We start from the raw sequence: 12,323 nt of genomic DNA on the forward strand, positions 1-12,323 counted from the left end.
AGAACATCAGGGATGATTAGCGTGCGTCGATAGCGGCTTGTGCGGCCTCTACAAGGTCCTCGCCGATACGCGGGGTCCACTCTTCGTAGACGGACTGTGTTGCGTCGACAAAGGCCTGGTACTGCGCATCGGTTAGTTCGGTTACCGTCACGCCGCGTTCTTTAATGGCCTCAAGCCGCTCACTTTCCTGTTCTCGGGTCATGGCGATTTCCCACTCGCCCGCTTCAACCGCGGTTTCGCGCAGCATCGTTTGCTGTGCTTCACTCAATGATTGCCAGACCTGCTGGTTGACGGCAAAAATCAGTGGGTCATTCATGTAGTTCCAGAGCGTCAGATGCTCCTGACCGACCTGGTCAATGCGCGCCACATCAAATACCGAGAGCGGGTTTTCCTGGCCGTCAACCGCACCGGTGGTCAGCGCTGGCTGAGCATCGGTCCAGCTCATTTGTGTCGGGTCGGCATCCAGCGCGGAGAACGTATCCTGGAACAGCGGCGAGCCTACTACGCGGATTTTCAAACCGTCCAAGTCACTCGGTTCACTGATGGGGCCTTGCGAATTAGACACCTGGCGAAAGCCATTTTCCCCCCAGGCCAGCGGAATAACTCCCCGGGACTCGATCGCTTCAAACACCATTTCTCCGGCCTCACCACCGGTGACCGCATCCACCGCGGCCTCGTCAGGAATGAAAAACGGCAACGAGAAAAGGTTGAGCTCGGGCACCTGCGGTGACCAGTTGATAGTCGAGCCGACGGCGGCGTCAATCAGCCCTGAACGCATGGCCGAGAATTCGCGGGTCTGGTCGCCGGATACCAACTGTGAGTTGGGATACACCCGCATCGTCAGTTCACCGTCGCTACGTTCCTCGACCAGTTCTGCCCACTTTTCGGCCGCCTGCCCCCACGGAAAAGCGTCAGACAATACGGTGGAAACCGAAAGCTCACGCGCCTGTGCGGAAAGCGATAGAGACAACAACATTGCACCGGCCAGGCCGGTAGACATGCAAGCCATTGAGCGTGTCAGCGTCATAACAGATCCTTTTTTATCGGTTTTTATGGTGGTGTGTTCAACGGCCGCCTGCCGTTGGCGGCACCCCGCTTCATTGTATGCACTTCACTAGTAAAAGGAAGACATCCAAGGTCGCCCTGGTCGTTGTTGGCAGCATAAGATGAAGAAAATGCAGCGACTTACGGCACTATCATTTGGGCAGTCTACCAAGCTGATACAATGACGACCTTTGCCATCTATCAACGGACATCAACGTGCCCCTACGCGACCTGCTGCTCGGCCTCTTTGTCATCACTATCTGGGCGTTGAACATCATCGTCATCAAGGTCGGCGTGACAGAGCTTCCCCCTCTGCTGCTGACCACGCTGCGCTTTATGCTGGTCGCGGCATTATTGGTGCCCTTTTACCCGGTGGCACGGGCGCAACTGCCTTTTTTGATGCTGTTGTCGACGACATTCGGCAGTCTGCATTTTGCTCTGTTGTTCATTGGCCTGGAGCAGGCAGAGGCAGGCACCGGAGCGCTTCTGGTGCAGATGGGGACACCCTTTGCCACGCTACTGGCCGTGATATTTCTCAAGGAAAAACTTGGGCCAAAACGTATTGCGGGGCTGTTGCTGTCGTTTGCTGGCATCATTGTGCTGGCAGGTGGCCCCACCTTGCCGACCCCACTGCCATTGGCAATTCTATTGTGCAGCGCCATGGGCTGGGCGGTATCGCAGTTGTTAATTAAACGCGGGCCGCCCATTGCGCCGCTGGCGTTGGCGGGCTGGGTCGCGCTGTTTGCGGTGCCGCAGGTGGCCCTGGCTTCATGGCTGTTTGAGAGCGGCCAGTGGCAGGCAATTCAGCAGGCGAGCTGGTTGGGCTGGGGGGCGATGATTTACACCGCCGTGATGTCATCCATCATCGCTTACGGGATCTGGTACGCGCTGTTACGCCGCCACCCGGTCAACCGTGTGGTGCCCATGACACTCCTCGTACCGGTATTGGCGGTCGGCCTGGGTGCGCTCTTGCTGGGCGACAGCCTTGGCGTGCATAAACTGCTGGGCGGCGGTCTGGTAATCGCAGGCATTGCCCTGATTGTGCTCAATATCACCCCTCGCTCTCGTCCGGCTTAATCTTCCGGTTGGCAAAAGCCGGCCAGGGCGGAGACGGATACACAGTCACCCACGCCAATTCTCCGTTCGGCAAAGTAGCCCGCGTTGACCTCAAGCGCCGCATGATAGGCGGCGCCGGGGGCATACGAGGGGCAGTCACTCGGTGACGACGATTCGCAGGGTTGCATGGTGTCAATGGCGACGATGTGCCCTGCATCGTCGATGAAAGCAATGTCCAGCGGGATCAAGGTACGGTACATCCAGAACCCATTCCCGGCTGACCGTTCGCTGTCAAAGACAAACAGCATGCCGCGCTTTTCGGGGAGATGGTCTCGCTGCATCAACCCTCGCTGACGTTCAGCCAATGTATCGGCCAGCTCGACATACAGGCGATGCGGGCCTTGCGGGGTGTGAATCGCCAACGACAAGGTTTCAGCGTCGTCTGGCGTCGCTTGCGCCCACAATGACGTCCCGGGTAGCCATAGCGACAGCGGTAATATGATGGAGGCTTTGAGCAGCGACCGGCGGTTCATGGTCATGGTGTTTTCCTTGTCTTATCGGGCGCTATCAACGCCGTATCCTGGCATCAGATGAATCCCTCCCGCCAACAGTGATACGTGCACTGCGGCGCCGGGGGTCAGTTGATTACGTCGTGCCGCATGGGTGGCAATATCGAAACGTAGCATATCGCCATGTTGAACGCGCAATGCGACCGAGGTCATGCCGCCTAACACGACAAGCTCATCGACCGTCGCGGCAATCGGATTTTCCCGCTCGCCAAGCGACGGTCGGTCGCGACGATGGAGCACGATATCCGAGGGTGGCAGGTACCACGCCACACGCTCATTGATAGGAAGCGCGTCAAGCCCCGAGGCAACGTCCAGTTGAGCGTTGCCCCAGCGCAAACGGCGCTCTCCACCGACCTCGACCACCTGCCCTGCAAAGACGTTATGCCGATCCAGCAGCCTTGCGACGCTGGGCGAGGCAGGCGTTCTGAAGAGGATTTCAGGCGAAGCTTGTTGCAGACTGCGACCGTTATGCAGCACACAAACTTGATCCGCCAGCGCGGCGGCTTCTTCCAGGTCGTGGGTGACCAATACGATGGGTATCGAGATTTGCTGGCGAAGCCTGGCCAGTTCACGCTGTAGCCGTCGCCGGGTTACCTGGTCCACCGCCGAAAACGGCTCGTCGAGCAGCAGCACCTGAGGCTCGCGAGCCAGCGCACGCGCCAGGGCTACACGCTGACGCTGGCCGCCGGAGAGCTCGTTGGGATAGCGGCTTTCGAGACCTTTCAAGCGCACCGTCTCAAGCCATTGTTCCGCCTGAGGGCGGCGCCTGGCGGGCGGCAAATGCCGCAGTGCCAGCGCAATATTGGCCAGGGCAGTCAAATGAGGAAAAAGGGCATAATCCTGAAACACCATGCCGACCCGGCGTTGCTGGGGCGATAGCGAGCGCTTACCCCGCGAGTCAAACCAGGTTTGTCCGGCACACTCAATAAGGCCCTGCTGGGGGCGATACAGCCCGGCAATGGCACGCAGCAAGGTGGTTTTACCACTCCCAGACGGCCCCACCAGCGCCAACAGCTCGCCGGGCAAGCAGCTGAACTCGGCATTGAGTGGAATCGGCCCACTTTGTTCCGCGCTCACTATCAACCTAGCCACGCGCCCACCTCCGGCGACCCGCCAAGCCATAGACGACGCCCAGGGTGGTAAATGACACCACCAACAGCAACGCCGCCATCAGAGCCGCCCCCTGCTCGTCAAAGGCCTGTACCCGGTCATATATGGCGATCGCCAGTGTTCGGGTTTCGCCGTCTATCGCCCCACCGACCATCAGGATGACGCCGAACTCGCCCAGGGTATGGGCGAAGGTCAATGCGGCAGCGGACAGGATACCCGGCCATACCAGCGGCAGTTCAATGCGCAGCAGCGTTTGCCACGGGCTTAGCCCGCTGCACCACGCTGCTTCTCGCAAGTTATGGGGGATGTTCTCAAACGCACGCTGAATCGGCTGCACGGCAAAGGGCAGGTTCGCAACCAAGGAGGCCAGCAGGATACCGCTGAAGGTAAAATTGAGACCGCCCCCGGTGAGCGACATCCACAGCTGGCCGAACGGCGCCTCGCGGCCAAAACTTTGCAGCAGATAAAACCCCAATACGGTGGGCGGCAACACCAGCGGCAGCGCCACCAGCGCCTCGCAAAGGCCTTTACCGCGAAAGCGGGCACTCGCTAACCAGCGTCCCAGAAAAATACCTATCGGCAGCAAAAAAGCACAGGTTAGCGCCGCCAGGCGGAATGACACAGAAAGCGCCGACCAATCCATCAATCTGTACTAAACCCATAGTGTTGAAAGATCGCCCGCCCTTCTTCCTGCTGGAGCCAGGTATAAAACGCCTGGGCGGTATCGCCCGCTTCGCAGGTGAGCACCATGCGGTGGCGCAGCGGATCGTGCCAGCCTTCAGGAATGAGTATGTACTCACTTCGATCGACTAACGGCGGCGCCAGTGCCAGCGAATAGGCCACCAGGCCGCCTTGGGCATCATCAGAAAGCGCGAATTGCGCCGCCTGGGAAACGTTTTCTCCCAGCACCCTCAGCGGTTCGGTTTGATCCCAAAGCCCTGCATGCGTCAGTGCTTGCTGCGCGGCCACGCCATACGGTGCGTGCTCAGGATTGGCAAGCGCGATACGGGGGCGCTCACCCTTCGCATGGCGCGCCAGTGCCTGCTCTACGCCCGCCATGGGGGCATCGCCAAACGACTTTGCCTGCCCTGGCCGCTGCAGCCACACCAGACGCCCATGGGCGTAAATCACCCCCTCATCACGAGTATGGCCTTCGTCATGTAGCGCCTCTACGTAGCGCTCATCTGCAGAAAGAAAAAGCTCAAAGGGCGCACCCTGGGCAATCTGGCGTCGAAAATTGCCCGAAGAGCCAAAGTTCAGCCGCAGCGTGTGCCCGGTGTCGTGCTCGAAGCGCTCGGCGGCTTCGGTCAGCGCGAACTGCAGGGAAGACGCCGCCGCCACTGTTGCCGTCCCCGCCGACACGGGCATGGCGGTAAGCAGCAGCCAGGCCAACAACAGCCCATGCCGGTATAGGCCACGCATCACCTAGCCCGCCTTTGGAGGAAGGTGCTGCTCGGTAATCGCCATGACCTTCATGGTGTTGGTACCGCCATGAGCATTCATATGATCACCGCGGGTCAGAATCACGTAATCGCCAGGCTTGGCGACCCCCTGCTTGACCAACAACTCAAGCGCGCGGTCATTAAGCTCAGTGGCGGTCATTTCAGAGGTATCAAACGGCAGTGATACCACGCCACGGTAGAGCGCCATGCGGCGCTGGGCGATGGGGTTATGTGCCAGGCCAACAATCGGCAGCCCCGAGCGGATCCGCGAGGCGATCAGTGGGGTATAGCCCGACGAGGTCATACACGCAATCGCCTTGACGCCTTCCATGTGGTTGGCTGCGTACATGGCGGACAGCGCAATGGTTTCGTCCGGGCGGGTAAAGCCTTCGTGGATGCGGTGACCAGACTCCTGGGCGGTTTTTTCGCGCTCGGCTCCCAGACATACCCGTGCCATGGCATCGACGGTCTCGACGGGATAATCACCCGCGGCGGTTTCCGCGGACAGCATCACTGCGTCGCTGCCGTCCAGCACGGCGTTGGCCACGTCGAACACCTCGGCACGCGTTGGTAACGGCGACGCGATCATGCTCTCCATCATTTGTGTTGCCGTGATCACGGCACGGTTGAGTGTCCGCGCTCGCTTGATCATGCGCTTTTGAACGCCTACAAGCTGGGCATCGCCAATCTCGACGCCCAGGTCGCCACGCGCGACCATCACCGCCTCGGAGGCTTCGATAATGCCATCCAAGGTAGCGTCATCGGCTACCGCCTCGGCGCGCTCCACCTTGGCCACCAGGCCGATATCTTTCCCTTCCTCACCCAAGAGGCGACGCGCCTCAAGCATGTCCTCGGCCGAGCGTGGAAAGGAAATTGCCAGGTAATCGACGCCGATCTCGACGGCGGTTTTAAGGTCTTCCTTGTCTTTCTCGGTGAGCGCTGGGGCTGAAAGTCCACCGCCCTGCTTGTTAATGCCCTTATTGTTGGACAGCTTGCCGCCCACCACGACCTGAGTATGAATCTGCGAGCCTTCGACGCCGGTGACATCCAGCACCACGCGGCCATCATCGAGCAGCAAGCGATCCCCCGCCACGACGTCGTCGGCAAGCGTCTTGTAGTCGCAGCCGACCCGTGTGCTGTCGCCTGCGTCACCGTCCATCGACATATCGAGAATAAACGGCTGGCTTTCCTGCAGCGTCACCGCGCCCTCTTTAAAGCGGGCAACACGGATTTTCGGGCCCTGGAGGTCACCTAACGCGGCCACACTTTTGCCCAGTTTGGCGGCGGCCTCGCGTACCTCTTGAAGTCGGCGACGATGATCGTCGGCGCTACCGTGGGAAAAATTCAGCCGCACCACATCGACACCCGCCGCGAGCATGGCGTCAAGCACGCCCTCGCGGTCACTGGCAGGCCCCAGGGTGGCGACAATCTTGGTGCGGCGGATAGAGGAATGGTGCAGTGCGTTCATAAAGCTCCCAGGCGCTAAACGTTGATGATCACTAGCCTAACAGTATAACGCGCGAAACATGACCGCTATGCAACACCTCAAGTTAATCGGCGAGGTGAATCCGCAACGACAGAGGGTATTCGTCGCAGTTGTTGCCATCACCGCCCCGGTCCACTACTAAAAACTCGCCTTCACGGTCCAGCACCGATTGAATGGCGTGCCAGGTGCCCGCGTGATAATTGACGCCCTGGCGACCGTCGGTCACAAAAGCCCGCACGCTGGCGTCTTCAATGTGCTCGCCAGGGGGAGCAACCACCACAATAAACCGCTCTTCATGCAGCGGCATAAACGCCTGGCTGCCCTGAGGATGGCGTTCCAGAAACGTGAGTTCCAGCGGCAGAGTGACCGGCTGGCTGACAAAGATATTAATCAGCGTGCGGGCGTTTTCACCCAGGGTTTCCACCTTGGCCAGGTCATGGTGGCGCTGGGTACGCCCGGCATTAATGGGAAACGACGTCGATGTACGCGCATCAATCACATCGCCAAACGGAGCAAAGGCCCCTGCCGTTAGCGGCTCGGCTTTTAGCTGCAACATGGCGGCTCCTTAACGAGATGACAGTTTTAGAGAGGCATGGCGATTAACATCTTTATACAACAAATACCGGAAAGGCCCCGGGCCAGCGGCATAGCAGGCCTGGGGGCAGAAGGCACGCAGCCACATGAAATCCCCGGCTTCGACTTCCACCCAGTTTTGATTCAAGTGATAAACAGCCTTGCCCTCCAGCACATAAAGGCCATGTTCCATGACATGGGTTTCATCGAAGGGGATTACGCCGCCCGGCTGAAAGGTCACGATATTGACATGCATATCGTGGCGAACATCCGCCGGGTCGACAAAGCGCGTGGTCGCCCAGCGACCTTCGGTACCCGGCATTTCGATGGGAGCTATATCCTGCTCGTTGGTGACAAACGCCTTGGGCACCTCCAGTCCTTCGACAAACTCATACGCCTTACGCACCCAATGAAAGCGCACTGCCTCAAGGCTTTCATTGCGCACCTGCCAATGGCTGCCCGGCGGGATAAATGCATAGCCACCGGGACGCATGGTGTGGCGCTCGCCTGCCAACATCAGGGTTAACTCGCCGTCGACAACAAACAGCACACCCTCGGCCTGAGGGTCCAACTCCGGCTTATCGCTGCCGCCTTCCGGCTGCACTTCCATGATGTATTGGGAGAACGTCTCGGCAAATCCTGACAGTGGGCGCGCCAGCACCCACAGCCGGGTGCCTTCCCAGAACGGCAGGTTACTGGTGACGATATCGCGCATGACGCCTTTGGGAATCAGCGCATAAGCCTCGGTAAATACCGCCCGGTCGGCGGTGATCTGCGTTTGCGGCGGGTGCCCGCCGGTGGGGGCGTAGTAAGTGGAGACGCCGTAAGTGGGCGAAGGAATTGCAGGCATTTTATATCCTCATCAGCTAGCGTGATGTCGTAGACTGCGCCATCCAGCGCAGCATTCTTGTGTATGCGTCCTTGTATACGATATTACGCTAGAGGACCGCCGAAATGAATTGTCGCAATTCGGCCGTTTGCGGATTAGCGAACAACTCACTGGGGACGCCTTCTTCATGGATCCGCCCCTGATGCATAAACACGACGCGGTCAGCCACGTCCCGGGCAAAGCCCATTTCGTGAGTCACCAGAATCAGTGTCATGCCTTCGGCCGCCAGCGTTTCCAGGACGCGCAGCACTTCCCCCACCAACTCTGGGTCAAGCGCCGAGGTCACCTCATCGCAGAGCATCACTTTAGGGCGCATGGCAAGCGCCCGAGCAATGGCCACTCGTTGCTGCTGTCCGCCGGAAAGCTGCGCCGGGTAAGCATCGTATTTATCCGAGAGGCCGACTTTCTCAAGCACTTCATGGGCGATTTTCTCGACTTCCCCCTTCCCTTCGCCGCGTACCACTATGGGCGCCAGGCAAACGTTTTCACCCACGGTTTTATGGGGAAACAGGTTGAAGCTTTGAAATACCATACCGACGTTTTCACTCAGTTCCCTGGGCGACATGGAAGCCGCATCCAGTTGCTTGTCGGCGATGGTAATCTTGCCGCTGTCGTGCTTTTCAAGCTGATTCAAACAGCGCAACAGGGTGCTTTTACCCGAGCCGCTGCGGCCAATAATGGCGACGACTTCGCCCTGTGCGACCGAAAGATTAATACCTTTAAGCACTTCCAAGTCGCCAAAGGCTTTATGAACGTTATCAACGCAGACCAGCGTCATAGAGCTTTTTCTCCAGATAGCGCGCATAGCACGAAAGCGGGTAGCACAGCGCGAAGTAAAGAAGGGCCACAAGGGCAAAAATGGTGAAGGGCTCAAAGGTGGCGTTGTTGAGCATGGTGCCGGCCTTGGTCAGCTCGACAAAACCAATGATGGACGCCAGTGCCGTGCCTTTGATGACCTGCACCGAGAACCCCACCGTGGGCGGAACCGAAAGCCGCAGCGCCTGGGGCAGAATCACATGACGCATGGTCTGGAAATAATTCATCCCCAGCACCTGCGATGCATGCCACTGCCCTTTGGCCACCGCCTCCAGGCACCCCCGCCAGATGTCAGTCAGAAAGGCGCTAGTGAATAGCGTGAGCGCAATGGAGGCTGCTACCCAGGGTGAAATCTGGTGGCCCATGGCAGCGGCACCAAAGAAGATCAAGAACAGCTGCATCAGCAGCGGCGTGCCCTGGAAAAGATCAACGTAGAGTGACGTTAAACGCTGCAGCCAGCGGTTGCTGGAAAGGCGCATAAAGGTCAACAGCAGCCCTACCGTCGCCCCACCCACAAAGGCAATCAGCGACAGCACTACCGTCCAGCGCGCCGCCATCAACAGGTTGCGCAGAATGTCCCAGAAGGTGAACTCGATCATCGTTGCTCTCCTTGCTGATAGGCGAATAGGCGTTTGCCCACCAGCATAAAGCTGCGCCGCATACCAAAGGCGAGAAGCAGATAAACCAGCGTGATCAGCAGGTAGACTTCAAAGCTGCGAAAATTTCGCGACTGGATAAAGTTGGCCGCGTAGGTCAGATCAAACACCGAAATCTGTGACACCACTGCCGACCCCAGCATGACGATAATCGACTGGCTGATAAGTGCGGGGTAAACCCGCGCAAAAGCAGGCACCAGCACGACATGGCGATAGCTTTGCAATGTGGTCATGCCCAACGCCCGCCCGGCCTCCAGTTGCCCTTTCGCCGTCGCACCGATACCGGCACGGAGTATCTCGGCGCTGTAGGCAGCCAGGTTGAGCGTCATGGCGATAAAGGCCGCGGTAATGGCATCGATTTTGATGCCGAGCCCTGGTAGCCCAAAAAAGATAAAAAACAGTTGCACGATAAAGGGAGTGTTACGGGTCAATTCGACGTAACCGCCGAGCCCCCAACGCACCCATGGCTGCGCATTCGCGCGTAGATAAGCCACGGCCACCGCCAGCGCAAGCCCCGTCAAGGTGGTCACCATGGTCAGGATGACCGTGGTGGTAAGGCCTTTCAGAAGCTCACTGACGTAGGGCAACAGGGTAAGGAAATCGAGTGTTGGCCCCATGATGAACCTCAGCTACCGAAGTTTTCAGGCAGGTCGGCACTGAACCAACGCTGGGACATCTCGTTCAAGGTGCCGTCTTCAAGCGCCTGGGCGATCAGGCGGTTAACCTCTTCCATCAACGCCGGTTCGTTCTTGTTCATACCCACGTAGCAGGGTGAATCTTTCAACTGATACACCAGCGAGGGCGCCCGGTCGCTATTACGCTCGGCGATCTCGGCCGCTACCACGTTACCGGTGGCAACATAATCGACCTGCCCGGAAAGAAACGCAGAAATGGTGGTGGCGTTATCTTCAAAGCGCTGCACCGTGGTGGAGTCTGGTGCAATCTCGGAAAGCTCCATATCTTCCACGGCACCACGGGTTACACCGATGGTTTTATCGGCCAAGCCTTCCGGGCTCTCCACGCTTTCATCTTCATCGGCGCTGAACACACCCAAAAAGAACGGCGCATAGGCGTCTGAAAAATCAATCGCCGCTTCGCGCTCAGGGTTCTTACCCAGGCTGGAAATCACCAGATCCGCCTGGCCGGTCTGCAAATAGGGAATCCGGTTGGCGCTCGTCACGGTAATCAATTCAAGCTCCACGCCCATCTCGTCGGCGAGGTAGTTGGCCATATCAATGTCGTAGCCACGGGGTTCCAGGTCGGTACCCACCGAGCCGAACGGCGGAAAATCCTGCGGCACGGCAATGCGAACGGTGCCTCGGGATTCGATGTCCTCAAGGGCATCCGCCTGAACGTCTGGGCTTGTCGCGACAGCCCCCAGGGCAACAGCGGCACTCAAGCCCGTTGCTAAAAGACCGGACTGCAACCGCTTGAAGCGGCCATTAAAGGCGTGGTTGAAACGCTGCGATAACAATTTCATAGGACTCTCCTGGCAGGGACGCGTTTTATTAAGGAATGCTTTGTATGTAATAAGCCGAAGCGGCAATTCATGTAAGGCTAATGAAAGCTTTGTTTCATACAGCAGATACAAGAAACTTTCGTTTCACCTACTCACATAAAAGCAATGGCGATGCCAGAAGTCGCTAACCGCATTTATAACAGCACTTTATTGAAACCACGGGCGATGGTGCAGCGGTCGCTGCGCCAGAAAGGAAGGAGGTGTGCATGGTGTTGGTGCAGTTTCAAACCAACAAAAGAACGATATGCACTACGACAGGGTGGAAGTCTACTGGGCGTTCCAATCAACACTCATGATGGGTGATTCCAGTTCGCTGAGGTCAGCGTAACTATCGCTGATCGCACTGATCCGCTTTCGACCTTCACCAAGGCGCCGGTGCAATACGCCGTTGGCCAGCAGGCAGATCAGGCTATTGGCGGTGGCGTAGCTATCAAACGCCGAGAGACTTTCCAGCGGCGCTTCCATCAGCCAGTCGACCTGGGAGACAAAATTTACCGCGGTAGGGTCGGCGATCAGCGCCACCTCGGCTGGCGAGTGCTCGAGGGCATTCACCAGCGCGGCAAATGCTGCCGGGCGGCGGCGAAAACCAAACAGTACCACCACATCCTGCTCGTTGAGATCGACAATCTCTTCAGCCAACGATTGGTTGGGCTGGGGTACCACACGCACCTGGGAGCGCGCCTGAATCAACTGCTGGCGAAAATGCAGCGCCAAGGGATAGCTGTTACGAAACCCGATCACGACCACATGACGTGCGCTAGCCAGGCGCTCTACCAGCGCGGTAAATTGATCCGCCGCGATGCCATTCAGGCAGCGCTGCAGATTATCCTGCTCGCGCTGCAAGTGACGCTGGAACGGCGCGCCCGCCTCATCCTGCATGGCGTTGGCATCGATCACCAACGGCACCCCCAGGTTGCGCAGTTGACGGGCGTGGTCTTTAACCGAGCGATAGCTTTCGAACCCCAATCGCTTGAACAGTCGGCTGACAGTCGATTTGGAGACCCCGGTCAAGCGCGCCAAATCGGCAGCGCTGTATACCGCAAGATCATCAAAGTGATCGAGGATAAAGCTCGCCACGCGCTGTTCCTGGGCACTTAGCGCGTCAAACTGAGCGGTAATCCGCTGTCCGATATGCGGCGTCATAATATCCTTTTAGCTGCTTG

The 12,323-nt window shown here is 58.4% G+C and carries 14 protein-coding genes; 1 reads left to right on the forward strand and 13 read right to left on the reverse strand.

What is annotated here, in order from left to right; all coding sequences use genetic code 11:
* Positions 1-16 precede the first annotated feature (16 nt).
* Positions 17-1,027: a DctP family TRAP transporter solute-binding subunit gene (locus tag IT895_RS14995; RefSeq protein ID WP_085917131.1), complete on the reverse strand. Its 1,011-nt coding sequence runs from the start codon at positions 1,025-1,027 to the stop codon at positions 17-19.
* A gap of 233 nt (positions 1,028-1,260) precedes the next feature.
* On the opposite strand from IT895_RS14995, the gene IT895_RS15000 reads away from it, so the two are divergent.
* Positions 1,261-2,121: a DMT family transporter gene (locus tag IT895_RS15000; protein WP_085917130.1), complete on the forward strand. Its 861-nt coding sequence runs from the start codon at positions 1,261-1,263 to the stop codon at positions 2,119-2,121.
* Here the strand turns inward: IT895_RS15000 and IT895_RS15005 are convergent.
* From IT895_RS15005 to IT895_RS15060, 12 genes are all read right to left on the reverse strand, one after another.
* Positions 2,118-2,639: a DUF192 domain-containing protein gene (locus IT895_RS15005; RefSeq protein ID WP_199283942.1), complete on the reverse strand. Its 522-nt coding sequence runs from the start codon at positions 2,637-2,639 to the stop codon at positions 2,118-2,120. The genes IT895_RS15000 and IT895_RS15005 overlap by 4 nt on opposite strands.
* Before the next feature lie 15 nt (positions 2,640-2,654).
* The gene (locus IT895_RS15010; RefSeq protein ID WP_233337277.1) at positions 2,655-3,761 is read right to left on the reverse strand and encodes an ABC transporter ATP-binding protein; all 1,107 of its coding nucleotides are present in this window, start codon (positions 3,759-3,761) and stop codon (positions 2,655-2,657) included.
* Entirely contained in the window at positions 3,754-4,401 is a 648-nt protein-coding gene (gene modB, locus IT895_RS15015; RefSeq protein WP_233337278.1) for a molybdate ABC transporter permease subunit, read from the reverse strand. Before modB ends, IT895_RS15010 begins: the two co-directional genes overlap by 8 nt.
* A gap of 20 nt (positions 4,402-4,421) precedes the next feature.
* Complete coding sequence (gene modA / locus IT895_RS15020; RefSeq protein WP_199285502.1) at positions 4,422-5,201, reverse strand: molybdate ABC transporter substrate-binding protein; 780 nt, start codon at positions 5,199-5,201, stop codon at positions 4,422-4,424.
* A gap of 3 nt (positions 5,202-5,204) precedes the next feature.
* Positions 5,205-6,689, reverse strand: a complete 1,485-nt coding sequence (gene pyk, locus IT895_RS15025; RefSeq protein WP_199283944.1) for a pyruvate kinase — start codon at positions 6,687-6,689, stop codon at positions 5,205-5,207.
* Positions 6,690-6,771: 82 nt separating this feature from the next.
* On the reverse strand, positions 6,772-7,263 hold the full coding sequence (locus tag IT895_RS15030) for an ureidoglycolate lyase (protein ID WP_199283945.1): 492 nt from the start codon (positions 7,261-7,263) through the stop codon (positions 6,772-6,774).
* A 9-nt stretch (positions 7,264-7,272) separates the two neighbouring features.
* The gene (locus IT895_RS15035; protein WP_199283946.1) at positions 7,273-8,130 is read right to left on the reverse strand and encodes a bifunctional allantoicase/(S)-ureidoglycine aminohydrolase; all 858 of its coding nucleotides are present in this window, start codon (positions 8,128-8,130) and stop codon (positions 7,273-7,275) included.
* Positions 8,131-8,218: 88 nt separating this feature from the next.
* Entirely contained in the window at positions 8,219-8,947 is a 729-nt protein-coding gene (locus IT895_RS15040; RefSeq protein ID WP_085917123.1) for an amino acid ABC transporter ATP-binding protein, read from the reverse strand.
* The gene (locus tag IT895_RS15045; RefSeq protein WP_199283947.1) at positions 8,928-9,584 is read right to left on the reverse strand and encodes an amino acid ABC transporter permease; all 657 of its coding nucleotides are present in this window, start codon (positions 9,582-9,584) and stop codon (positions 8,928-8,930) included. Before IT895_RS15045 ends, IT895_RS15040 begins: the two co-directional genes overlap by 20 nt.
* Entirely contained in the window at positions 9,581-10,258 is a 678-nt protein-coding gene (locus tag IT895_RS15050) for an amino acid ABC transporter permease (RefSeq protein WP_199283948.1), read from the reverse strand. The genes IT895_RS15045 and IT895_RS15050 overlap by 4 nt, the downstream gene beginning before the upstream one ends.
* A gap of 8 nt (positions 10,259-10,266) precedes the next feature.
* Positions 10,267-11,121: a transporter substrate-binding domain-containing protein gene (locus IT895_RS15055; RefSeq protein ID WP_199283949.1), complete on the reverse strand. Its 855-nt coding sequence runs from the start codon at positions 11,119-11,121 to the stop codon at positions 10,267-10,269.
* A gap of 306 nt (positions 11,122-11,427) precedes the next feature.
* A complete protein-coding gene (locus tag IT895_RS15060; RefSeq protein WP_199283950.1) occupies positions 11,428-12,303 on the reverse strand; it encodes a MurR/RpiR family transcriptional regulator in 876 nt (291 codons plus the stop codon).
* Positions 12,304-12,323: the final 20 nt, after the last annotated feature.

The sequence above is a fragment of the Halomonas sp. A40-4 genome (assembly GCF_015767635.1).
Lineage (GTDB): Bacteria > Pseudomonadota > Gammaproteobacteria > Pseudomonadales > Halomonadaceae > Vreelandella > Vreelandella janggokensis.